The 20,014-nt window shown below is 60.1% G+C and carries 21 protein-coding genes; 7 read left to right on the top strand and 14 right to left on the bottom strand.

The genetic code is table 11. From position 1 onward, the window contains the following. Positions 1-27: 27 nt before the first annotated feature. The 7 genes from FHT79_RS13205 to FHT79_RS13235 form a co-directional block, all read right to left on the bottom strand. The gene (locus FHT79_RS13205; RefSeq protein WP_047614962.1) at positions 28-858 is read right to left on the bottom strand and encodes a phosphatidate cytidylyltransferase; all 831 of its coding nucleotides are present in this window, start codon (positions 856-858) and stop codon (positions 28-30) included. Beyond that, positions 858-1,601 (bottom strand): isoprenyl transferase, encoded by a 744-nt coding sequence (locus FHT79_RS13210; protein ID WP_028757646.1) that lies wholly within the window; start codon positions 1,599-1,601, stop codon positions 858-860. The genes FHT79_RS13205 and FHT79_RS13210 overlap by 1 nt, the downstream gene beginning before the upstream one ends. Positions 1,602-1,638: 37 nt before the next feature. Then, positions 1,639-2,199: a ribosome recycling factor gene (gene frr / locus FHT79_RS13215; protein WP_028757647.1), complete on the bottom strand. Its 561-nt coding sequence runs from the start codon at positions 2,197-2,199 to the stop codon at positions 1,639-1,641. 268 nt (positions 2,200-2,467) lie between these two features. Then, positions 2,468-3,190: a UMP kinase gene (pyrH, locus tag FHT79_RS13220; RefSeq protein ID WP_047614960.1), complete on the bottom strand. Its 723-nt coding sequence runs from the start codon at positions 3,188-3,190 to the stop codon at positions 2,468-2,470. A gap of 95 nt (positions 3,191-3,285) precedes the next feature. Beyond that, complete coding sequence (gene tsf / locus FHT79_RS13225; protein ID WP_047614958.1) at positions 3,286-4,212, bottom strand: translation elongation factor Ts; 927 nt, start codon at positions 4,210-4,212, stop codon at positions 3,286-3,288. Positions 4,213-4,453: 241 nt separating this feature from the next. Beyond that, positions 4,454-5,221, bottom strand: a complete 768-nt coding sequence (gene rpsB, locus FHT79_RS13230) for a 30S ribosomal protein S2 (protein WP_003573382.1) — start codon at positions 5,219-5,221, stop codon at positions 4,454-4,456. A gap of 414 nt (positions 5,222-5,635) precedes the next feature. Further along, positions 5,636-6,472: a cell envelope integrity EipB family protein gene (locus tag FHT79_RS13235; RefSeq protein WP_047614955.1), complete on the bottom strand. Its 837-nt coding sequence runs from the start codon at positions 6,470-6,472 to the stop codon at positions 5,636-5,638. Positions 6,473-6,608: 136 nt separating this feature from the next. On the opposite strand from FHT79_RS13235, the gene FHT79_RS13240 reads away from it, so the two are divergent. From FHT79_RS13240 to FHT79_RS13255, 4 genes are all read left to right on the top strand, one after another. Then, positions 6,609-7,079 carry a RidA family protein gene (locus FHT79_RS13240; RefSeq protein WP_047614954.1) on the top strand — a complete coding sequence of 157 codons (471 nt, stop codon included), beginning with the start codon at positions 6,609-6,611 and terminating at the stop codon, positions 7,077-7,079. After that, positions 7,076-7,798: a glycerophosphodiester phosphodiesterase gene (locus tag FHT79_RS13245; RefSeq protein ID WP_047614952.1), complete on the top strand. Its 723-nt coding sequence runs from the start codon at positions 7,076-7,078 to the stop codon at positions 7,796-7,798. Before FHT79_RS13240 ends, FHT79_RS13245 begins: the two co-directional genes overlap by 4 nt. A 180-nt stretch (positions 7,799-7,978) precedes the next feature. Then, a complete protein-coding gene (locus FHT79_RS13250; protein ID WP_183903439.1) occupies positions 7,979-9,169 on the top strand; it encodes a GNAT family N-acetyltransferase in 1,191 nt (396 codons plus the stop codon). A gap of 153 nt (positions 9,170-9,322) precedes the next feature. Further along, positions 9,323-9,754, top strand: coding sequence for an HIT family protein (locus FHT79_RS13255; protein WP_097594575.1), 432 nt, complete (start codon positions 9,323-9,325; stop codon positions 9,752-9,754). A 79-nt stretch (positions 9,755-9,833) separates the two neighbouring features. Here the strand turns inward: FHT79_RS13255 and clpA are convergent, their stop codons facing one another. The 6 genes from clpA to FHT79_RS13285 all read right to left on the bottom strand — a co-directional run bounded on the left by clpA (position 9,834) and on the right by FHT79_RS13285 (position 15,801). Beyond that, a complete protein-coding gene (gene clpA, locus FHT79_RS13260) occupies positions 9,834-12,326 on the bottom strand; it encodes an ATP-dependent Clp protease ATP-binding subunit ClpA (protein ID WP_097594576.1) in 2,493 nt (830 codons plus the stop codon). Between the two features lie 10 nt (positions 12,327-12,336). Beyond that, positions 12,337-12,687, bottom strand: a complete 351-nt coding sequence (gene clpS / locus FHT79_RS13265; protein ID WP_047614945.1) for an ATP-dependent Clp protease adapter ClpS — start codon at positions 12,685-12,687, stop codon at positions 12,337-12,339. A gap of 379 nt (positions 12,688-13,066) precedes the next feature. Then, a complete protein-coding gene (locus tag FHT79_RS13270) occupies positions 13,067-13,438 on the bottom strand; it encodes a phasin family protein (protein WP_047614944.1) in 372 nt (123 codons plus the stop codon). 272 nt (positions 13,439-13,710) lie between these two features. After that, positions 13,711-13,914, bottom strand: coding sequence for a DUF3126 family protein (locus tag FHT79_RS32130; protein ID WP_010021897.1), 204 nt, complete (start codon positions 13,912-13,914; stop codon positions 13,711-13,713). A 139-nt stretch (positions 13,915-14,053) separates the two neighbouring features. Continuing rightward, positions 14,054-14,887, bottom strand: coding sequence for a serine O-acetyltransferase (gene cysE / locus FHT79_RS13280; RefSeq protein WP_047614921.1), 834 nt, complete (start codon positions 14,885-14,887; stop codon positions 14,054-14,056). A gap of 128 nt (positions 14,888-15,015) precedes the next feature. Continuing rightward, entirely contained in the window at positions 15,016-15,801 is a 786-nt protein-coding gene (locus FHT79_RS13285; RefSeq protein WP_047614918.1) for an alpha/beta fold hydrolase, read from the bottom strand. Between the two features lie 170 nt (positions 15,802-15,971). On the opposite strand from FHT79_RS13285, the gene FHT79_RS13290 reads away from it, so the two are divergent. Beyond that, entirely contained in the window at positions 15,972-16,217 is a 246-nt protein-coding gene (locus FHT79_RS13290) for a zinc-finger domain-containing protein (RefSeq protein ID WP_003539274.1), read from the top strand. Between the two features lie 27 nt (positions 16,218-16,244). Continuing rightward, positions 16,245-17,399 carry an FAD-dependent monooxygenase gene (locus tag FHT79_RS13295; protein ID WP_097594578.1) on the top strand — a complete coding sequence of 385 codons (1,155 nt, stop codon included), beginning with the start codon at positions 16,245-16,247 and terminating at the stop codon, positions 17,397-17,399. Between the two features lie 32 nt (positions 17,400-17,431). On the opposite strand, the gene FHT79_RS13300 is transcribed toward FHT79_RS13295, so the two are convergent. Then, the gene (locus tag FHT79_RS13300) at positions 17,432-18,622 is read right to left on the bottom strand and encodes a cystathionine beta-lyase (protein ID WP_047614895.1); all 1,191 of its coding nucleotides are present in this window, start codon (positions 18,620-18,622) and stop codon (positions 17,432-17,434) included. 360 nt (positions 18,623-18,982) lie between these two features. On the opposite strand from FHT79_RS13300, the gene FHT79_RS13305 reads away from it, so the two are divergent. Continuing rightward, positions 18,983-20,008 carry an amino acid ABC transporter substrate-binding protein gene (locus tag FHT79_RS13305; RefSeq protein WP_047615731.1) on the top strand — a complete coding sequence of 342 codons (1,026 nt, stop codon included), beginning with the start codon at positions 18,983-18,985 and terminating at the stop codon, positions 20,006-20,008. The last annotated feature ends 6 nt before the right edge of the window (positions 20,009-20,014 follow it).

A 20,014-nucleotide genomic window follows, 5' to 3' on the forward strand; every position in this document is an offset into this window, starting at 1 on the left:
AGTCCCTTCCGTCAAGCTGCCGCGTCATCAGAGGCCGAACAATGCCGCGCCGAGCGAGGTCATCTCAGCCCCCTTTATCAGGGAAAAAAGCCCAGCTAGCAAGAACGCCGAAAAACAGGCAAAAATCAGTCCGTCGACACGGTCCATGACGCCGCCATGGCCCGGAATGAGATGGCTTGAATCCTTGACGCCGAATTTCCGTTTGATGAAAGATTCGAAAAGATCGCCCGACTGGCTGCAAACCGACAGAACGAGCGCTACGCCGGCGGCGATGATTTCAGTGCCCGGAAGGAGAAAATGGACGAGAACGACGCCGGCAGCGACGGCTGAAACGGCGCCGCCGATTGCGCCCGACCACGTCTTTCCAGGCGAGATCGAAGGGGCAAGCTTCGGTCCGCCGAGCGCCCTGCCGACGAAATAGGCGAGGATATCGGTTGCCCAGACGACGGCAAAGACGAAGAGCATGGCATACAGGCCAGGCCGGTCATCGCTTCTGATGGCGGCGAGCGCCAGGCCGGTGGCGCCGGCATAAAACAGGCCAGCCGGAAACCAGCGGCTCGTACCGTGCAGGATGATCAGGGCGATGCCGACGGCGGTGACGCCGGCCAGCATCCCGGCGGCGAATTCGAAATTGCCGACAAGCACGAGAAAGGCGACCGCCGCCTCGCCGATCCAGCCGACGGCATTGGCGACCCAATCACGCGCGATGCCTGTTATTTTCGACCATTCATAATAGATCAGCAGGCCGATCGCGGCCGCCAGGATACGGAAGGCAAGACCGCCATACCAGGTGGCGGCAAGAACGATGACCGCAAGAATCAGTCCTGAAACGATGCGGAGCTTCAATTCCCTCTGCATCAGGTGCCGACCGCGGCTGCCTGCGACGACAGGCCGCCGAAGCGCCGGTCACGAGAGGCGAATTTCTCGAGCGCCTGGCGGAAGATCTCGGGGCTGAAATCCGGCCAGTATTCCGGAAGGAAGATGAATTCCGAATAGGCGGCCTGCCAGAGCAGGAAGTTGGAAAGCCGCTCCTCGCCGCTGGTGCGGATGATGAGATCCGGATCGGGGATGCCTGCCGTGTCGAGACGTGCGTTGATGAGCGCGGGGGTGATGTCCTGCGCCCTCAGGCAGCCGGCCTCGACATCCCGGGCCAAACTCACCACGGCGCGGGCGATCTCGTCGCGCGAGCCATAGTTGAAAGCGATGACCAGCGTCAGCGCCGTGTTGTCCTTGGTCGTTTCCTCCGCCTCGAGCAGCAGACCGAGAATGTCGCTGCGCAGGCTGTGGCGGTCGCCGATCACCTTGATGCGCACATTCTGGCGATGAAGCTCGGCGAGGTCGCGCCGAATGAAAGCCTTGAGCAGCCCGAGCAGATCGGAAACCTCGGCCTCGGGCCGGCGCCAGTTCTCCGAGGAGAAGGCAAAGAGGGTCAGATATTTTATGCCGACGGCACCGGCGGCGCGCACCGTCTCGCGGACCGCCTCGACGCCCTTGCGATGGCCCATCGTGCGCGGCAGGCCACGCTGCTTGGCCCAACGGCCATTGCCGTCCATGATGATGGCAACATGCTCAGGCACGGTCACAAATACAGATTCCGACATTTCCCGTCCGGTCTTTCCAGGCAAAGGCACAGATCCACTAGACCTGCATGATTTCCTTTTCCTTCTCGCCAAGCAAGCGGTCGATTTCGGAAATCGTCTCGTCCGTCATCTTCTGTACACGTTCCGACTGCGCCCTGCTCTCGTCCTGGCCGATTACACCATCCTTTTCGGCCTTCTTGAGGCCGTCCATGCCGTCGCGGCGGACGTGGCGAATCGCGACCTTGCTCTTTTCAGCATAGTCGTGAGCCACCTTGACGAGCGACTTGCGGCGCTCCTCGTTCAGCTCCGGCAGCGGAATGCGCAGGTTCTGGCCGTCGACGATCGGGTTGAGACCGAGATTGGATTCGCGGATACCGCGCTCGACGGCGCTGACCATCGACTTGTCCCAGACGGAAACCGACAGCATGCGCGGCTCAGGCACGGTGATGTTGGCGACCTGGTTCAGCGGCATGCGCGAACCGTAGGCCTCGATCGTTACCGGATCGAGGATGTTGGCCGAAGCCCGGCCGGTGCGCAGCGATGCGATGTCGCTCTTGAATGCGGAAACCGCGCCATCCATGCGGCGCTTCAGTTCCTTGATGTCGATACCTTCACTCATGTCGATGCTCCCGTATAAAGCGCGTCGCGATCTTTCAGATTCGCTTGCCGCGCTTTAGGTCTTTGGTTTGCGCATGCCGTCATCGCAAAACCGCTGCACACTTTTGCGCGACATGCTCTAGAGCATGATGCCGAAAAGCGTCAGCGGCTTTCGGACGACATCATGCTCTAACTATTTAATGTAGAACATGATTCAGATTTCAGGCCAACCGGCCTAAAATCATCATGTTCTATCCAGGGCTGCGCCTGATAAAGCGGCGCAGCTTATATCAGTTGTCGGAGACGATGGTCTTGAGGCCACCGCCCGTCAAGATTTCAGCAAAACCGCCCTTCTCGTGGATCGAGAAGACGATAATCGGAATGGAATTCTCCCTGGCGAGCGCGACGGCGGCAACGTCCATCACCGCTAGTCCCCTGTCCAGCACTTCCTGGTGCGTCAGGCGGTCGAGGCGGGTCGCATCGGGATATTTCTTCGGGTCGGCGGTGTAGATCCCGTCCACCTGCGTGCCCTTGAAGATCGCTTGTGCGCCCATTTCGGCGGCGCGGAGAGCTGCGGCAGAATCGGTGGTGAAGAAGGGATTGCCGGTGCCCCCGGCAAAGATCACCACGCGTCCCATCGACAGATGATAAAGGGTTGCACGCTGCGAAAAGCTCTCGCAGATCTCCGGCATGGAGATGGCGGAAAGCACCACCGTATCGATGTTCAGCTTGCGCAGCGAGGTCGCCAGCGCCAGAGCATTGATGATGGTGCCGAGCATGCCCATATGGTCGCCGGTGACCCGGTCGCCGCCCTTGGACGCTACCGCGACCCCGCGGAAAATGTTGCCGCCACCGACGACGACGCCGACTTCCACGCCCATATGCCTTGCCTCGGCGATGTCAGATGCAATGCGGTCCGCCACCGCGACATCGATCCCGAAACCCTGGCCACCCATGAGCGCTTCGCCGGAGGCCTTGAGTAGAACGCGTTTATAGACAGGCTCTAAAGACATCTTGGCTCCTCGTAAATTGCCGTGAATGCCCGATACACGAAGGGCATCGCGTTGTCACGCGATGCCCTGGTGTTTTCCCAATTATGGCTGGAAGATCAACCCTTGACGGCAGCCGCAACTTCGGCTGCGAAATCGGTCTCTTCCTTTTCGACGCCTTCGCCGAGCAGAAGACGGGCCATGCCGGCGACTTCGATCGGCGCACCAACGGCCTTTTCAGCTTCCTTGATGGCGGCTGCGACGGTCAGATCCGGATTGATGACGAAAGCCTGCGAGAGAAGGGCGACTTCCTCGAAGAACTTGCGCATACGGCCTTCGACCATCTTCTCGATGATGTTGTCAGGCTTGCCGGAAGCGCGCGACTGCTCGATGAAGACGTTGCGCTCGCGCTCGGCGACGGCGGCATCGACTTCTTCCGGGCGGATCGCCAGCGGCGCGGTCGCAGCGATGTGCATGGCGACCTGGCGGCCGATTGCGTTCAGGGCTTCCTTGTCGCCGGTCGACTTCAGCGCCACGAGAACGCCGAGCTTGCCGAGGCCGTCGGAAACAGCATTGTGGATATAGGTGGCGACGACGCCGTCCTCGACGGAGAGAGCGGTCGAACGGCGCAGGTTCATGTTCTCGCCGATCGTTGCGATCGCATCCTTGATCGTGTCGGAAACGGACTTGCCCGATGCCGGGTAGGTCGCAGCCGCAACGGCTTCGACGGTACCGTCTGTGGAGACGGCGACCTTGGCGATGCCGCGGACGAGATCCTGGAAGGCGTCGTTACGGGCGACGAAGTCGGTTTCGGAATTGACTTCAACGACGACGGCCTTGGTGCCCTGGCTCGAAACGCCGATGAGGCCTTCAGCGGCGGTGCGGCCGGACTTCTTGTCGGCCTTGGCGATGCCCTTGGCGCGCAGCCAGTCGATCGCCGCTTCCATGTCGCCACCGGTTTCAGCAAGAGCCTTCTTGCAGTCCATCATGCCTGCGCCGGTCTTTTCGCGCAGTTCCTTCACCATTGCAGCCGTAATCTCGCTCATTAGCTTCCTCTTGTCGGTTCATACGGTGGGCCGCAGAGCGCGGCTCGGCACCGGATTGAGGCACGAAATGTACCTGTATGTATGACAGCGTGATGAAGACGCGCCATACCGAAACTTAGTCTGGCGAAGAGCCTGACGCCCTCGCCCTGAAACAGGCAAGGCCGCCGAACTTCGATGAGTCGCGAGCGGCCTTTCCCAGTCTCTGTAAGCTTTGGCGGAGCTTTCGATCCGCCCGCCTTCATCAGCCTTCGGCTGCTTCCTCGAGAGCCGGCTCGACCGGAACCTCGGAAGATGCGCCGAGATCGCGGCCGGAAGAGCTCTGCTGACGCGCAATACCGTCGATGGCGGCGCGGGAGATCAGCTCGCAGTAAAGAGCGATGGCGCGCGATGCGTCGTCGTTACCCGGGATCGGATAGTCGATCAGGTCCGGATCGCAGTTCGAGTCGATGATGGCGACAACCGGGATGCCGAGGCGCTTGGCTTCGTCGATCGCGATCTTTTCCTTGTTGGTGTCGATGATGAACATCAGGTCGGGGGTGCCGCCCATATCGCGGATACCGCCGAGAGCCTTGTCGAGCTTTTCACGCTCGCGCTCGAGGTTCAGGCGTTCCTTCTTGGTGAAGCCCTGGGCTTCGCCGTTCAGGATCTCGTCGAGCTTGCGCAGGCGCTGGATCGAGTTGGAGATCGTCTTCCAGTTCGTCATCATGCCGCCGAGCCAGCGCGAGTTGACGTAATACTGGGCCGAACGCTTGGCGCTGTCGGCGATGATCTCAGACGCCTGGCGCTTGGTGCCGACGAAGAGAACGCGGCCGCCGCGGGCAACGGTGTCGCTGACGACCTGAAGGGCGCGCGACAGCATCGGAACGGTCTGGGCCAGATCGATGATGTGAATGTTGTTGCGATCGCCGAAGATGTACGGCTTCATCTTCGGGTTCCAGCGATGCGTCTGGTGGCCGAAGTGGACGCCTGCCTCGAGAAGCTGGCGCATAGAAAAATCAGGCAATGCCATGCCTTGTTACTCCTTTTCCGGTTGAACCTCCGCAAGGCGAACAGCACCCTCTTCGAGGATGCCACCGGGCGGAACAGCCCGGATTTCTCCCGGACGATCCCATGCCTTACGTGTGGAATGCCGGTGCCCATACATTCGATTTGGCGCAAAAGCAAGGCTTATGCCGAAAAAACCGACCCATTAACCCGGCACCGCGTATCGATGCGGGAAAAAATGAAAAGGATAACTGTCGGCTTCTGCGAACGCCGCCGTTCAACTCGCCAGCGCGAGACCTGCGACAGACATCAACTTGGATGCAGGTGCCCTGCCAACAGCTTTGCTGCAAGGATCGCATCACCCTTGCAGATCAGGGCGGTGCGTGGACGATTTGATCGTCGCCGATCACCCGACCGTGGTTTTTTCAAAAGCCTGCGTCTACTTGCAGACCTCGGCCTTGCGTTCGAGCAACTCCAGCTTGGCAAGCTTGCCGGTCAGGACGAAATCGCCGTAATCCATCGTCAGGTCGCGGGTGATGCCGTTCTCATAGAGCTTGAACGACATGCGGTAGACCGGCAAAGCATCCGATTTCGCATTCTCGTTGAAATAGGCGATCGTCACCGGCCAGAAGGCGGTCTTGGAGAAGGCGCCGGCATTCCCGGCATCGGCCTCCTCGGCAATCGGCGTCTCCTGCTTGCCGACGATCGTCGTCGTCACCAGCGATTTGTCGCCGTCATCGGAACCGTCGAAGACGCGCGCCTCGAAGAAGCGCTTGCCGTCCTTGGCGTTCTGGATGACGTCGAGCATATGTTCCGTGGGAAAACGGCTTTCGGCAAGCTGCAGTTCGCGGCTCGACGGCTGCTTGAGATCGACCTTGACACCGTCGGGCTGATCCTGCGCGGCACCGTTGACCTCCTTATCGAGCTGGTCGTCGGTGAAGGATTTGGTGTCGAAGGTGAACTTGCCATCCTTCAGGTTCTCGAAGGTCTTCGTCTGCTGGTCGCTGACGCGCACGCTGTCGCCGGTATCGATCTGCGTGACGAAGCGGAAGTTGGTCGTGAAGCCCTGGCAATAGCTGCCGTCGAACTCATAGACCATCCGACCATACATGCCGGCGATGCCGGAGCGGTCCGAAGCGTCCTTCAATTCCAGATCGTAGACCGCGCGATGTGCGACGAGGCCGGTCGCGATCGCAGCGCTTACCGCGGGCGCAGCCGCCCATGCATTGGCGGAAACGCTGGCGAGAAGCAGAGCGACAAGACTCGATCGGAACATTCATTAACTCCTGTTGGACTCGGTCGCGATGTTATAAGAACGCTTTCGGCCAAATCGAGGCTCGAACCTGTCATATTAAAGATTCTAGTCTTGATGCATAATTTTTGAAGAATTGACAACAAAAGCGGAGACGAAAATGTCCGATGAAATTGCTGCACGCCTGACTGAGATGGGGATAACCCTGCCCGAAGCCGCAGCACCTGCTGCAAATTACGTTCCCTATGTCATCAGCGGCAATCTTCTCTACATCTCCGGCCAGCTGCCGCTCGAAGGCGGCAAGGTCGCCGTCACGGGCCATCTCGGCAAGACCGTCGACGTTGCGGGCGGCCAGCGCGGCGCCGAACTCTGCGCCATCAACATCCTCGCCCAGGCGAAGGCGGCACTTGGCGGCGATCTCGGCCGTATCCGGCGCGTCATCAAACTGAACGGCTTCGTCGCCTCGGCGCCCGACTTCGTCGAGCAGCATCTCGTCATCAATGGCGCTTCGAACCTGATTGCCGGCGTACTCGGCGAGGCCGGCAAACATGCGCGCGCCGCCGTCGGCATGGCTGCCCTGCCGCTGAACGCCGCCGTCGAGATAGATGCTATCATGGAAATCGCCGAATGACCACCAATGCTGCCTGGATCAAGGACGTGCCGGTCGCCCATCGCGGCTATCACGACCTCAACAAGCATGTCTGGGAAAACACGCTTTCGGCCTTTTCGCGTGCCGTCGAAGCGGGCTTTGCGATCGAATGCGACCTGCATTACGCCTCCGACGGCGTGCCGGTCATCTTTCACGACGAGGACCTGCAGCGCCTGTGCAATCTCAACGGCGACATCCGTGAGCGCACGTCGCGGGAGCTTGGCCTGATCGCCGTCGGCGGGACCAGCGACAAGGTGCCGACGTTGCGCCAGCTCCTTGACCTCGTCGAGGGCAAGGTGCCGCTGGTGCTGGAGCTCAAGGGTCGCGAGGCCGATGACGAGGGTTTTGCCGAAGCCGTTCTCGAAGTGCTCGAAAACTATGAGGGCAAGGTGGCGCTGATGAGCTTCGACCACTGGCTGCTGCGCGATCTGAAGGCGCTTGGCTCACCCTACCCGCTCGGGCTGACGGCCAACGGCAACACGCCGGAGGAGTTCAAGACGCATGCGAAGGCGATGGAGATCGGTCTCGATTTCATCTCCTATTATTATGACGAGCTGCCGAATGCCTTCATCACAAGTCAACGCGAAAAGGGCATTCCCGTCATTACCTGGACGGTGCGTGACGAAGAGGCGCGCCGGCGTACATTCGCAAACGCAGACCAGATGACTTTCGAAGGCTTCGATCCGCGCGTGGCGGTTTGACGCTCGCTTTTTGGCCAAGATCATGCGCAAACTGCCACATAATTCCTTAGATCGGAATCGATTTAAGGATAAAATTGTGCAGCAACTCAAAGCGTTACAGCGTCCTTTGCGCGTCTGAAAGACGCGTGGCGCTGTAAGGCAGAGCCGAAACCATCCTCCCACAGGCTTCGCATTTGCTCCATGACTGATGAACTGTCCATTCGCGTAGAACGCTCCTTCACCGCGATTTCCCCGGAGAGCTGGTCCAGGCTTTCCGGGGCCTCGAAGACTTGCGCCACGCTTGCCTACAACCCCTTCGTTTCGCACGCCTTTTTGTCGTCGCTGGAGGAATCCGGTTCAGCCAGCGCCGAGACCGGCTGGCTCGGCCACCACCTGCTGCTCGAAACCGATCGCGGCGAGCTGATCGGCGCCCTGCCCGGCTATCTCAAGAACCACAGCCAGGGCGAATATGTCTTCGATCATGGCTGGGCCGACGCCTTCGAACGGGCCGGCGGGCGTTATTACCCCAAACTTCAGTGCTCCATTCCGTTCACGCCGGCGACAGGTCCGCGTCTTCTTGTCGCCGAGGGGCCGCAGCGGCTGCCGATCCAGAGCGCCATCGCCGAAAGTCTGAAGGAGGTCGTGCGCCGGCTCGGCATCTCCTCGGCCCATATCACCTTCGTGCCGGACGAGGAGATCGGCGTTTTCGAGATGGACGGCTATCTGCACCGCACCGACCAGCAATTCCATTTCATCAATGACGGCTATGCCAATCACGAGGCGTTTCTCGAAACGCTCGCCTCGCGCAAACGCAAGGCGTTGCGCAAGGAGCGCCGCGCCGCGCTCGAAAACGGCATCAGCATCGACTGGCTGACCGGCCGCGACCTGACGGAGCGCATCTGGGACCAGTTCTTCAAATTCTACATGGATACCGGCGGCCGCAAATGGGGCCGGCCCTACCTCACCCGCAAATTCTACTCGCTGATCGGCGAGCGCATGGCCGATGACATCCTGCTCGTCATGGCCAAGCGCGACGGGCGTTATGTCGCCGGCGCAATCAACTTCATCGGCGGCGATACGCTCTATGGTCGTCACTGGGGCTGCATCGAGGATCATCCCTTCCTGCATTTCGAGGTGTGCTACCACCAGGCGATCGACTTCGCCCTTTCGAAAGGGCTGAAGCGCGTCGAAGCCGGAGCGCAAGGCGAACACAAGCTTGCCCGCGGTTACCTCCCTGTGACGACGCATTCGGCCCACTACGTCGCCCATGCCGGCCTTCGCCGGGCAATCGGCGACTATCTCGCGCGCGAGCGCGCCGATGTCGAGCATATGAGCGAGGTGCTGAGTGAGCACAGTCCTTTCCGCAAGGGCGAGCGCCTGCAGGAGGATTGACGCTGCCCTGCCGGGCGCGTTACCCGATCAACCCCTGCATAGCTCCATAAATCGGAATCGATTTAAGGAGTTATGCAGTAATTTAAAATGCTACAGCGTCCTTTGGGCGTCAGAAAAGACGCGCGGCGCGGTAGGAACCGAGGAGATTTCGCGATGACCGACCCGGCCGACTATGACGACAACAATATCTTCGCCAAGATCCTGCGCGGCGAAATCCCCTCACACCGGATCTACGAGGACGCGCACACGATCGCCTTCATGGATGTGATGCCCCAGGCGCCGGGCCACGTGCTCGTCGTTCCCAAACCGGCGTCGCGCAATATCCTCGATGCCGATCCAGCGACCCTCGCCCACGCGATATCAGTCGTCCAGAAGGTCGCCATTGCGGTCAAGGACGTCTTCGACGCCGACGGCGTCTTCATCGCCCAGTTCAACGAACCGGCCGCCGGGCAAACGGTGTTTCATCTGCATTTCCACGTCATCCCGCGCCATGAGGGTGCTGCGCTCAAGTCGCATTCCGGCAAGATGGAGGATGGCGCCATGCTTGCCGCCCATGCCGAAAAGATCAGGGCGGCACTGGCGTAACATCGATCCCTGGCGATGCCCAGAAACGAAAAAGGCCGCGTGTAAGACGCGGCCGTTTCCAATTTGGTGGGACGAAAGCTCACTTCTTGCGCGGAACCTTCGGAACCGTGCTTCCCTTCTTCGGAGCGTCGCGGACTTCAGGCTCGGCCTGCGGCACGGTCTTGGCGCGAGCCTTGGGAGCCGGCTTCGTCTTCAGCTCGCCATCCCCCTCATCGCCGGCTTCGGGATGCACGACCTCAGCTTCCGGCTTCGGCTTGATCGGCGCCGTATCCGGAATGGCTTCCAGCACGATGCCGGGCTTGCCGTCTTCCTTCGGGCCGACGGTGACGTTGACGACGCCGCCCTTCTTCAGCTTGCCGAAGAGGATCTCGTTGGCAAGCGGCTTCTTGATCGTGTCCTGGATGACACGGGCAAGCGGGCGGGCGCCCATCTTCTCGTCGTAACCCTTTTCCGAAAGCCAGGCGATCGCGTCCTCATGCAGGTCGAAGGTGACGTTCCTTTCGGAAAGCTGGGCCTCCAGTTGCATGATGAACTTCTGCACGACCTTGTGGATAACGGCCGTCGGCAGCGCCGCGAAGGGAATGATCGCGTCGAGACGGTTGCGGAACTCCGGCGTGAAGAGGCGGGTCAGCGCCTCCTCGTCCTCGCCGGTGCGCTTGGACGAGCCGAAGCCGATCGCCGCCTTGGCCATTTCCGAAGCGCCCGCGTTGGTCGTCATGATCAGAATGACGTTGCGGAAGTCGATCTTCTTGCCGTTATGGTCGGTCAGCGTGCCGTGGTCCATGACCTGCAGCAGGATATTGTAGATATCCGGATGCGCCTTCTCGATTTCGTCGAGCAGGACCACGCAATGCGGGTGCTGGTCGACGCCATCGGTGAGAAGACCGCCCTGGTCGAAGCCGACATAGCCGGGAGGTGCGCCGAGCAGACGCGAAACCGTGTGCCGCTCCATATATTCCGACATGTCGAAGCGCAGGAGTTCGACGCCGAGCGACGAGGCCAGCTGCTTTGCCACCTCGGTCTTGCCGACGCCGGTCGGACCGGAGAAGACATAGGCGCCGATCGGCTTGTTCGGTTCGCGAAGACCGGCGCGCGCCAGCTTGATCGACGTCGAAAGAGCTTCGATCGCGATATCCTGGCCATAGACGACCGACCGCAGTTCCTGCTCGAGATTGGCGAGCACGGCTTCGTCGTCCTTGGAGACGGTCTTCGGCGGAATACGCGCCATCGTCGCGACCGTCGCCTCGATCTCCTTTTCAGTGATCAGCTTGCGGCGCTTCGACGGCGGCAGCAGCATCTGGGCCGCACCCGTTTCGTCGATCACGTCGATCGCCTTGTCGGGCAGCTTGCGGTCGGAGATGTAGCGGGCCGACAATTCGACGGCCGACTTGATGGCGTCGTTCGAATAACGCAGATGGTGATACTCTTCGAAATAGGGCTTCAGGCCCTTCATGATTTCGATTGCATCATCGATCGACGGTTCGCTGACGTCGATCTTCTGGAAACGACGCACCAGCGCCCGGTCCTTCTCGAAGAACTGGCGATATTCCTTGTAGGTGGTCGAACCGATGCAGCGGATCGCGCCCGATGATAGGGCCGGCTTCAGGAGGTTCGAGGCATCCATCGCGCCGCCCGAGGTGGCGCCGGCGCCGATCACCGTGTGGATCTCATCGATGAAGAGCACGGCGCCCGGATATTCTTCCAGTTCCTTGACGACCTGCTTCAGGCGTTCTTCGAAATCGCCGCGGTAGCGCGTGCCAGCCAGGAGTGTGCCCATGTCGAGCGAGAAGATCGTCGCATCGGCGAGCGCTTCCGGAACCTTGCCTTCGACGATGCGCTTGGCAAGGCCTTCGGCGATCGCCGTCTTGCCGACGCCGGGATCACCGACGTAGAGCGGATTGTTCTTCGAACGACGGCACAGGATCTGGATGGTGCGGCTCACCTCGGCGTGACGGCCGATCAGCGGATCGATCTTGCCGCCCTTGGCCTTCTCGTTGAGATTGACGCAATAGGCTTTCAGCGCATCCTGCTGCTTCTTGGGGCCGCCCTCTTCTTCGCCGCCGCGCGCCGTCGGCTTGCTGCTTTCGGCTTCGTCCTCGGCGCCGCGCGGCGGGCGAGCCTCCGAAGCGCCAGGCCGCTTGCCGATGCCGTGGGAGATGTAGTTGACGGCGTCGTAGCGGGTCATCTCCTGCTCCTGCAGGAAATAGGCAGCATGGCTCTCGCGCTCGGCGAAGATCGCGACGAGCACGTTGGCGCCGGTCACCTCTTCGCGGCCGGAGGATTGCACATGGATGACGGCACGTTGGATGACGCGCTGGAAGCCGGAGGTCGGCTTCGAATCCTCGTCATAACCGGTGATCAGATTGGACAGTTCATTATCGACATATTCGACGAGCGTCTTGCGCAGCGCGTCGAGATCGACATTGCAGGCACCCATGACCGCGGCCGCATCGGCATCGTCGATCAGGGCGAGCAGCAGATGCTCGAGCGTCGCATATTCGTGGTGCCGCTCGTTGGCAAAGGTCAGTGCCTGATGGAGCGCCTTCTCTAAACTAGGCGAAAATGTTGGCACGTTCAGATCCTCACTTCTTTTCCATGACGCATTGCAGCGGATGCTGGTGCTGCCGGGCGAAGTCCATCACCTGGCTGACCTTCGTTTCCGCTACCTCGTATGTGAATATTCCGCATTCGCCGACGCCGTGATTATGGACATGGAGCATGATGCGGGTGGCACTTTCACGATCCTTCTGAAAAAAACGCTCCAGAATATGGATGACGAATTCCATGGGAGTGTAGTCGTCATTCAAAAGCAGCACACGATAAAGATTGGGCTTCTTGGTCTTCGGCTTAGTGCGTGTGATGACCGAGGTTCGATTTCCGTTGTCCCCGTTCCTTTCGCTGTCATTCTGCATCCGGATCGGCATTGCGATCATTGTCATTCATTCCTCAAGCAATCCGGCGGAGCATGGGAGGGTGCTTTTCCCGCCGAATATCTGAAACACTAACTTAGTTCATAATAGGCTGATTTTAAGCCCCCTGTCAGTCACTGCAATCAAGAAATGGCCGGCATGCACGGGAAAGACCAAAAAAGTCCCCAAAGCATGTCGCGCAAACCGTGCAGCGGTTTTGCGGCAACAACATGCCTAAAAACAAAGACCTGAAGCGCGAAGAGCGAATCTAAAAGATTGCGCCGCGCCTTAGCCCATCCCATGTAAGCGCTGCAGCGAAAGTGGAAACAAAAAGACCGGCCACAGATGCGTAGCCGGTCCTCATATTTCAATATGTAGCGCAGGTTGCGCCGGGAGAATCAATTCACGCGGCGGCTGATGTCGCCGCCGGCGCCGACTTGGTGGCCTTGGCGACGGCAGCGGCGATCGGAGCCTCGTAGGGCTTGTAAGCGGACTTGGCGAGATCGGCATACATCTCGCCGAGCTTCGTCGTCTCGGAGACAAGGTTCTCATAGTACGACTTGACATAGCTCGTCTGCAGCTCGAAAGCTGCCTCGAAGCTCTTGGCGCCGGCCAGCGTTTCGAAGTGCGTCACCGCATCCTGGAAGGATTTCTTCGAATATTCAGCGGCTTCGGCGGCGATCGCCTGAAAGCCCTTGGCCGTCTCGGAATAGGTTTTCAGCGCCGTGTCGACGGCTTCCTTGCTCTTTTTGTTGGCATCGTCAAAGTTGAACATGAGGCATCCTCCGTTGGGCTGTGGCTGGCGGCAGGGTAGCTGCAATGCACAAATAGTCAAGTAGTCTTGTGCGCTGCAAAACATCCAAAGGTTGCATTACAAAAAGATAACAAAGCATGCGCGCCGGGGCACGTACGTCTTTAGTTGATTTTGCTAATATATATCACAAAGCCACAACCGGAGGCTTTAAAAAAATTTTGACTCGGCAGCAAGAAAACAAAAAAAGACCGAGCGGATCGCGCCGCTCGGTCCCTTGAAGTTTTCGAGAACGATCAGAGATCGACGTCGAGGATCGCCATCGAAAAGTTGTAGGAGCGGTCGCCGTCCTCGTCATCGATATAGACGACGCCCAGAAATTCTTCGCCGAGATAGACTTCCGCAGAATCATTCTTGCGCGGACGCGCCTTGACGATGATCTGCGGGTTGAACATGCGTTTGAAATAGGCGTCGAGCTTCTTGATTTCTTCTGGCTTCACTCTGTCATCTCCGTAAGCAGTCTTGATTGGCCGCTTCTTGCACAGGAAAAGCAGCGGTGTAAAGGCAAGGGTTGCCGCTTGGCGATTCTGTCCCCGCTCACACTCCGCCGACTGTTCCTATCCTTTATCCAACAGGCGCTCAGATATCAGCGCCGATTACCTGATCCATGTTGCGCGACGGCTCTGAACAACCGGCTTCGCCGACAACCTTGGCCGGCACGCCCGCGACCGTCTTCTTGGGCGGCACCGCCTTCAATACGACGGAACCGGCGGCGACGCGTGAGCAGTAGCCGATCTCGATATTGCCGAGGATCTTCGCGCCGGCGCCGATCATCACGCCGCTGCCGATCTTCGGATGGCGGTCAGCGCCCTCTTTGCCGGTGCCGCCGAGTGTCACGCCGTGCAGGATCGAGACGTTGTCGCCGATAACGGCCGTCTCGCCGACGACGAGGCCGGTGGCGTGATCGAGGAAAATGCCCTTGCCGATACGGGCGGCGGGATTGATGTCGGTCTGGAAGACGCTGGAGGAGCGGCTCTGCAGATAGAGCGCGAAATCACGCCGGCCGCGGTTCAGCAGCCAATGGGCCAGACGATGCGTCTGCAGCGCGTGGAAGCCCTTGAAATAGAGCACCGCCTCCATGAAGCGCAGGCAGGCGGGATCGCGGTCGTAGATGGCCTGGATATCGACGCGCAGAATGGAGCTCCATTCCGGCCAGTCGAGGAGCATCTCCTCGAAGGTCTGGCGAAGCAGGTTCGCCTGCATGTCGGGGTGATCGAGACGTTCGCAGATGCGGTGGATGACGCATTCCTCGAGCGAATGGTAGTTGATCACCGTCGAATAGAGGAAGGCGGCGAGAACGGGGTCCCGTTCGGCGGCGAGCCGGGCTTCCTCGCGCAGGCTGTCCCAGATGGGATCCATCACCTTCACGGGATGGCCTGTGTCAAAAGCACGGATGTCAGTCTTTGCGACCATCGCCGCTCTCCTCGTTGCCAGCCGGAATGCCGTTTTCGGAATGCCAATATATAGAGGAAAACGCCAATAACATAAATGGGTGCCGTCGCCATGGTTTTTTAGCATGGTTTTTCGCCATCACGATGATGTCAGCGATGGGCGACCCTTGCATAGAAGGCCAGCACCGCATGCTTGAAAACCCTGTCGCCGACGGCGAGCATATGATCGCGGCCCGGAATATCGAGTGCTTCGGCATTGGGCATCAGCGCCGCCAATTCCTGCGGTGAGCCGGCGATATCGTCCTTGGTGCCGACGCCGATCAGCGTTGGCATGTCGAGCTTGGCCATGTCAGAACGGGCGACGAGATCGCGTGAGCCGCGGATGCAGACGGCAAGGGCAGTGCGGTCACTCTTCGTCTGCTCGGCGAAGGCGCGGAACATGCGACCGCGGCTATGCGTCACCGCCTCCAGCGAGGGCGCCAGCAGCGCATCGGCGATCGGGTCCCAGTCGCCGACACCGTCGGTCATACCGATGCCGAGGCCACCGAGCACCAGCGAACGGACGCGATGCGGATTGGCAAGTGCGGCAAAGACGGAAATGCGCGCCCCCATCGAATAGCCCATGACATTGGCTTCGGGGATGCCGAGATGATCGAGCAACGCGATCGCATCGCCGGCCATGACCCAGGGACGGTAGGCTTCGGCATCGTGCGGCTTGTCGCTTGCACCATGGCCGCGATTGTCGATGGCGATCACCCGGTAGCCGGCATCACCCAGCGTCTTCAGCCAGCCCGGATGCACCCAGTTGACGTTTGCCGTCGAGGCAAAGCCGTGGATCAACAAGACGGGGACACCGGCCGGATCGCCCTCATCGAAGAAGGCGAGCTGCAATCCATCATGGGTGAAGCTTGAAAATGCGGGCGTATTCAGATTCATCAGGTCTTCCTTTTGGCGCGACCATAATCGAGCGGCCTTTCATCGTGAAGCCAAAAACTGTGGCTGAAAACTGCGCCTGAAAACTGTGATTGGCGCGGCGCTTTGGCTCTACACATTTGCGGCGAAGGCTTATAAGGTTCGCGCACATTTCAAAGCATTCGGAGAGCGACATGGCCGGCCACAACATTCCCCACTTCCAGAACGACGGCGGTCACCGCGTTATCGAAGTCGGCGTCAAGGAATTCATGTGCACCGGCGCTTCGGCTCCCTTCGATCATCCGCACATCTTCATCGATATGGGCGACGACAACGAAAAAGTCTGTTCCTACTGCTCGACGCTCTATCGCTTCAATTCGGCGCTCAAGCCCAGCCAGACCAATCCGGCCGGTTGCGTTTTCCACGTGAAGGCGGCGTAGTCGGTCCAGATCCGGATCGGGCGAACCATGCCGGTCGAACATGCCGCCATCATCGGCGCCGGGATCTCAGGGCTGACAGCCGCCCTTGCGCTTTCGCGCCGGGGTATCAGCTCGGAGATTTTCGAGCAGGCGGGCGAACTCACCGACATCGGCGCCGGATTGCAGATCTCGCCGAACGCCTCGCGCATCCTTGCCGAACTCGGTATTCTTGAAGGCCTGTCGAAGCTGTGGCTCGAGCCGGACGCGATCCGGCTGATATCGGGCAGCTCGCTGCGCCAACTCGCGGCGGTGCCGGCGGGCAATTTCGCGCGGCAACGCTGGGGCGCGCCCTATGGCGTCCTGCACCGCACCACATTGCAGAAAGCTCTTCTGGCTGCAGTCGAGGCCGACCCGCTCTGCCGGCTTCACCTCGGCGTCCGGATGGAATCAACCCTGCCGCCTTTCGAGCGGACCGCCGATGTCGTGATCGGTGCGGATGGTGTCTGGTCGAAGCTGCGGCAATCCGTTCCGGGCAGCCCCTCGCCGCGCTTTTCCGGCAATATCGCCTACCGCTTCACCATAACCGAGGATGAAGCGCCGGCTTTCCTCGACCGGACAAGCGTTTCGGCTTTCCTCGGCGGTTCGGCGCATCTGGTCTGCTATCCGCTGAAGGAGACCGGCAGCTTCAACATGGTGGCGATCACCGCCGGCAACATCGCACCGCAGGCCTGGCAGAGCGAGCCGACGGCCGAACAGCGCACGCAACTGCGGACGCGGCTTGCCGGCTGGAACGCCGCAATCGTCTCGCTGCTCGAAAAACACCCGAAGCTGACGTTCTGGCCGCTGTTCGAAACCACATCAGGCGCTTGGCAGGACGGCCGAAAGACGATTCTGATCGGGGACGCCGCGCATGCGATGATGCCTTTTGCCGCCCAGGGAGCGGCGATGGCGATCGAAGACGCCTATGAACTCGCCGCCTTTCTCTCGAATCATCCCGTGTCGGAAGCGCTGACGCTGTTCGAAAGACATCGGGCGCCGCGTATCGCGAAGCTTCGCCAGCGTGGCGCCTTCAACCGGTTTGCCTATCATGCGAAAGGGCCGATCCGGATCGGCCGCGATCTCGTGCTCGGCCTCAAGCCGCCGCAAAGCCTGGCGGCCGATCTCGACTGGATCTACGGCTACCGGGCTCTGCGTCTGCCATAGCGCTGCAAGCGGGCAACGCCCGGCGATGCCGCTCAGGCGGCGCTTGCGGCGGCAAAACCCCGCTCGATATCCGCCTTGAGGTCGGCCACATCCTCGATGCCGATCTGCAGGCGGATGACCGGGCCATCCGTCGGCGCCTTGGCGACCTTGCGATCGTTGAGATGGGCGTGCAAGGCGAGGCTTTCAAAGCCGCCCCAGGAATAGCCGAGCCCAAAAATCCTCAGCGCATCAAGGAAGGCATGCGCCTTTGCCGTGAATTTCTCGGAGCTATCGGCGGCAAGCACGAAGGAAAAGATGCCGCTGGCGCCCTTGAAATCGCGCTTCCAAAGATGATGAGAGGGGAAACTCGGCAGGGCCGGATGCAGAACGCGGGCGACGTCCTCCCTGCCCTCCAGCCATTCGGCGATATCAAGCGCGCTTTCATAATGCCGCTCGAGGCGCAGGCCCATGGTGCGCAATCCGCGCAGGATCTGGTAGGCATCATCGGGTGCGCCGCAGATGCCGAGCACGCCGTTCGATTCCTTCAGCCGCTCCCAGTGCTCGGCATTGGCCGAAACCGTTCCGAGCAGAATATCGGAATGGCCGGACGGATATTTCGTCGCCGCATGGATGGAGATGTCGACGCCGTGGTCGAGCGGCCTGAAATAGAGCGGCGTCGCCCAGGTATTGTCCATCATGACGACGGCGCCATGGCGGTGCGCAACGGCCGATATCGCCGGAATGTCCTGCATTTCGAAAGTGTTGGAGCCGGGAGCCTCGGTGTGGACGATCTTGGTATTCGGCCGAAACAACGCCTCGATGCCGGCGCCGATCGTCGGATCGTAATATTCCACCTCGACGCCGAGACGCTTCAGCATCGTATCGCAGAAATGCCGGGTCGGACCGTAGACCGAATCGACGACAAGCGCATGATCGCCGGCGGCGGAAAAGCCCAGGAACGGAATGGTGACGGCCGCGAGACCCGAGGGCACGAGGATCGTGCCGGCTGACCCTTCGAGCGCGTCAATCGCCTCGCAGAGCGCATCGGTCGTCGGCGTGCCGCGCGTCCCGTAAGTGTATTTCTGCGCGTGTGTCTTCATCACCTGCGCATTCGGAAACAACACCGTCGAGGCGTGCACGACCGGGGGATTGACGAAGCCGTGATAGTCGAAGGGGTCGTTGCCGATATGGGTCAGGCGGGTGTTGATGCCGGCATTCTGCAGCAAGCTGTCTTTGTCTTTCATGTCGGAAATAGCCTTTGGCGAAGGGTCGCGAAACCAGACTTTTGGACGCCCCGTAATATCCGGTCAACCCCTTGGAGATGGATCGCCAGCGACGGACCAAAGCGGCGGAACTCACGATTTCGCGTTAATTTTCCGCAACTAGCCGCCTATTTCATAACCAAGTGCCCATCAACGCGGCGCAATCTGCCAAAATGCTGAAATTTGCCGCAATTATTGACCGCGACACTTGACCATGGTGACATTTGCGACTGTGATAGAACAACTCGCGCCGGGAGGGTGTCGAGCAAATGGGGAGGCGGCAGATTTCGCCGGAACTTCCCACAAGAAAATACAAGACAACGGAAAAGGTTGGGAAAAAAAATGAAGAACAAGCTTCTGTCGGCCTCAATCGGCGCAGCAGTTTTCGCTCTTGGCGCTTCGGCTGCTTCGGCCACGACACTCGAAGATGTAAAGGCAAAGGGTTTCGTTCAGTGCGGCGTCAATACCGGCCTTACCGGCTTTGCCGCACCTGACGCTTCCGGCAATTGGGCCGGCTTCGACGTCGACTTCTGCAAGGCGGTCGCCTCGGCTGTCTTCGGCGACCCCACCAAGGTCAAGTACACGCCGACAAACGCGAAGGAGCGCTTTACTGCCCTTCAGTCCGGCGAAATCGATGTTCTCTCGCGCAACACCACGTGGACGATCAACCGCGACACCGCACTCGGCTTCAACTTCCGTCCTGTCACCTATTATGATGGTCAGGGCTTCATGGTTCGCAAGAGCCTGAACGTGAAGTCGGCTCTCGAACTCTCCGGCGCCGCAGTCTGCGTACAGTCGGGCACGACCACCGAACTGAACCTCGCCGATTACTTCAAGACGAACAATCTGCAGTACAATCCGGTCGTCTTCGAAAATCTTCCCGAGGTCAACGCGGCATATGATGCCGGTCGTTGCGACGTTTACACGACCGACCAATCCGGTCTCTATTCGTTGCGTCTGACGCTCAAGAATCCCGACGAACACGTCATCCTTCCTGAGATCATCTCCAAGGAGCCGCTTGGCCCGGCCGTCCGTCAGGGTGACGATCAGTGGTTCGACATCGTTTCCTGGACGGCTTATGCGCTGATCAATGCCGAAGAGTTCGGCATCACCCAGGCCAATGTCGACGAGATGAAGAACTCGCCGAACCCGGATATCAAGCGCTTCCTCGGCAGCGAGGCCGACACCAAGATCGGCACCGATCTCGGCCTGACCAATGATTGGGCCGCCAACGTCATCAAGGGCGTCGGCAACTATGGTGAAATCTTCGAGCGCAACATCGGTCAGGGTAGCCCCCTCAAGATCGCACGCGGCTTGAATGCTCTGTGGAACAAGGGCGGCATCCAGTATGCACCGCCGGTTCGTTAATCGAGC

Source organism: Rhizobium sp. BK212 (assembly GCF_014197475.1).
Lineage (GTDB): Bacteria > Pseudomonadota > Alphaproteobacteria > Rhizobiales > Rhizobiaceae > Rhizobium > Rhizobium anhuiense.

Coding starts and splice junctions, on each gene's coding strand:
- FHT79_RS13285 (WP_047614918.1), bottom strand. CDS start 15,801: ATGAATCTGAATACGCCCGCATTTTCAAGCTTCACCCATGATGGATTG.
- FHT79_RS13255 (WP_097594575.1), top strand. CDS start 9,323: ATGACCGACCCGGCCGACTATGACGACAACAATATCTTCGCCAAGATC.
- cysE (WP_047614921.1), bottom strand. CDS start 14,887: ATGGTCGCAAAGACTGACATCCGTGCTTTTGACACAGGCCATCCCGTG.
- FHT79_RS13205 (WP_047614962.1), bottom strand. CDS start 858: ATGCAGAGGGAATTGAAGCTCCGCATCGTTTCAGGACTGATTCTTGCG.
- FHT79_RS13270 (WP_047614944.1), bottom strand. CDS start 13,438: ATGTTCAACTTTGACGATGCCAACAAAAAGAGCAAGGAAGCCGTCGAC.
- pyrH (WP_047614960.1), bottom strand. CDS start 3,190: ATGTCTTTAGAGCCTGTCTATAAACGCGTTCTACTCAAGGCCTCCGGC.
- tsf (WP_047614958.1), bottom strand. CDS start 4,212: ATGAGCGAGATTACGGCTGCAATGGTGAAGGAACTGCGCGAAAAGACC.
- clpS (WP_047614945.1), bottom strand. CDS start 12,687: ATGATCGCAATGCCGATCCGGATGCAGAATGACAGCGAAAGGAACGGG.
- FHT79_RS13290 (WP_003539274.1), top strand. CDS start 15,972: ATGGCCGGCCACAACATTCCCCACTTCCAGAACGACGGCGGTCACCGC.
- FHT79_RS13235 (WP_047614955.1), bottom strand. CDS start 6,472: ATGTTCCGATCGAGTCTTGTCGCTCTGCTTCTCGCCAGCGTTTCCGCC.
- FHT79_RS13295 (WP_097594578.1), top strand. CDS start 16,245: ATGCCGGTCGAACATGCCGCCATCATCGGCGCCGGGATCTCAGGGCTG.
- FHT79_RS13300 (WP_047614895.1), bottom strand. CDS start 18,622: ATGAAAGACAAAGACAGCTTGCTGCAGAATGCCGGCATCAACACCCGC.
- FHT79_RS13210 (WP_028757646.1), bottom strand. CDS start 1,601: ATGTCGGAATCTGTATTTGTGACCGTGCCTGAGCATGTTGCCATCATC.
- rpsB (WP_003573382.1), bottom strand. CDS start 5,221: ATGGCATTGCCTGATTTTTCTATGCGCCAGCTTCTCGAGGCAGGCGTC.
- FHT79_RS13250 (WP_183903439.1), top strand. CDS start 7,979: ATGACTGATGAACTGTCCATTCGCGTAGAACGCTCCTTCACCGCGATT.
- frr (WP_028757647.1), bottom strand. CDS start 2,199: ATGAGTGAAGGTATCGACATCAAGGAACTGAAGCGCCGCATGGATGGC.
- FHT79_RS13240 (WP_047614954.1), top strand. CDS start 6,609: ATGTCCGATGAAATTGCTGCACGCCTGACTGAGATGGGGATAACCCTG.
- FHT79_RS13245 (WP_047614952.1), top strand. CDS start 7,076: ATGACCACCAATGCTGCCTGGATCAAGGACGTGCCGGTCGCCCATCGC.
- FHT79_RS13305 (WP_047615731.1), top strand. CDS start 18,983: ATGAAGAACAAGCTTCTGTCGGCCTCAATCGGCGCAGCAGTTTTCGCT.